The organism is Goodfellowiella coeruleoviolacea, assembly GCF_024171785.1.
GTDB classification, from domain to species: domain Bacteria; phylum Actinomycetota; class Actinomycetes; order Mycobacteriales; family Pseudonocardiaceae; genus Goodfellowiella; species Goodfellowiella coeruleoviolacea.
In genome coordinates this window covers 1-1,291 of record NZ_JAMTCK010000056.1, presented here as the reverse complement: position 1 = coordinate 1,291, position 1,291 = coordinate 1, and the positions used below count along the sequence as shown (strand labels likewise).

Annotated in this window: 1 protein-coding gene; it reads left to right on the top strand. The window is 73.9% G+C overall.

Annotated elements, in window-relative coordinates; genetic code table 11:
- A partial coding sequence (locus LX83_RS37550; protein ID WP_301329601.1) for a beta-ketoacyl synthase N-terminal-like domain-containing protein occupies nucleotides 1–1,291 on the top strand: 1,291 nt, incomplete at both ends.

Genomic DNA, 1,291 nt, shown 5'->3' with positions numbered 1-1,291 from the left:
GCGGCCAGTGTGCTGTCCGGCCGGGTGGCCTACACCTTCGGTCTGGAGGGGCCGGCGGTCACCGTGGACACGGCGTGCTCGTCGTCGTTGGTGGCGCTGCACCTGGCGGCGCAGGCGCTGCGCGCCGGGGAGTGCACGCTGGCCCTGGCCGGCGGCGTGACCATCATGGCGACGCCGTCCGCGTTCATCGAGTTCAGCCGGCAGCGCGGACTGGCGGTGGACGGCCGGTGCAAGTCGTTCGCGGCCGCCGCGGACGGCACCAGTTGGGGTGAGGGCGTTGGTGTCGTGGTGGTGGAGCGGCTGTCCGACGCCCTGCGCAACGGCCACCGGGTGCTGGCCGTGCTGCGTGGCTCCGCGGTCAACTCCGACGGCGCGTCCAACGGGCTCACCGCGCCGAACGGGCCGTCCCAGCAGCGGGTGATCCGCAGGGCGCTGGCCAACGCCGGGCTGCGCCCGCAGGACGTCGACATGGTGGAGGCGCACGGCACCGGCACCAGGCTGGGCGACCCGATCGAGGCGCAGGCGCTGCTGGCCACCTACGGACAGGACCGCGACCGTCCACTGTGGCTGGGTTCGCTGAAGTCCAACATCGGCCACACCCTGGGCGCGGCCGGCGTGGCCGGGGTGATCAAGACGGTGTTGGCGCTGCGGCACGGGGTGCTGCCAAGGACGCTGCACGTGGACCAGCCCTCACCGCACATCGACTGGTCGGCCGGCCGGGTGGAGCTGCTCACCGAGGCACAGCCGTGGCCGGAGACCGGACGGCCCCGGCGTGCCGGGGTGTCCTCCTTCGGGGTCAGCGGCACCAACGCGCACGTGGTGCTGGAACAGGCTCCCCCAGTAGCCGTTCCCCCAGTGGCCGTTCCCCCAGCGGCCGCCGTCTCCTCGGCACCGGCTTCCTCGGGGCAGGACACCGAGACCGCGGCCGGCGACACCGCTGACCGCGTTGCCGCCTGGGTGCTGTCCGGCCGCAGCGAGGCGGCCCTGCGCGCCCAGGCCGGCCGGTTGCGCGAGCACCTCACCGCCAACCCCGAGCTGTCCACAGTGGACGTCGCGCTGTCACTGGCCACCACCAGGACCGCGTTCACCCACCGCGCCGCCCTGGTCGGTGACCGGGACGAGCTGCTGCACGGCCTGGACGTGCTCGCCGGCGAGGGCCGGGCGCGGTACCAGGGCACCCCTGGCGAGGGACCGGTGGCGTTCTTGTTCTCTGGTCAGGGGTGTCAGCGGCCGGGGATGGGTGGGGAGTTGGTGGGGCGTTTTCCGGTGTTCGCGGAGGCGTTCGGGGTGG